This window comes from Staphylococcus sp. EG-SA-17, from assembly GCF_017151845.1.
GTDB classification, from domain to species: Bacteria; Bacillota; Bacilli; order Staphylococcales; family Staphylococcaceae; genus Staphylococcus; species Staphylococcus aureus.
The window spans coordinates 1-434 of sequence record NZ_JACVZO010000117.1; the positions used below are offsets into that span (position 1 = coordinate 1).

The 434-nt window shown below is 64.3% G+C and carries 1 protein-coding gene; it reads left to right on the forward strand.

Translation table 11 applies throughout. The features are described 5' to 3' along the window. Positions 1-434, forward strand: a 434-nt coding sequence (locus IDG65_RS14335) for an aldehyde dehydrogenase family protein (RefSeq protein ID WP_206174245.1), incomplete at both ends; no start/stop codon positions are given.

The following is a 434-nucleotide window of genomic DNA, read 5'->3' on the forward strand; positions in this document are numbered from 1 at the left end:
TTTCCGTTCAGCCAGGCGATCCGGAAAGTTGCGGCGGCGCTCGCGTCCGGCTGCACGATGGTCATCAAGGGACCGGGCGAGACGCCTTCCGCTGTGATGGCGATCGGACGGCTGATGCAGGAGGCGGGACTGCCCGACGGCTGTCTCAATCTCGTCTGGGGCGACCCGGCCCATATTTCCGAACGCCTCGTGGCACATGAGCACGTGCGCAAGCTGTCCTTCACGGGTTCCGTCGAGGTCGGCAAGCATCTTGCTGGTCTCGCCGGGCGTTACATGAAGCGAACCACTATGGAGCTCGGCGGCCACGCGCCCGTTCTGGTCTTCGACGATGCCGACATTGACGCCGCCGCCGACGCATTGGCCGCGCAGAAGCTGCGCAACGCGGGTCAAGTCTGTATCTCACCGACACGCTTCTATGTCCAACAGGCCGTGAC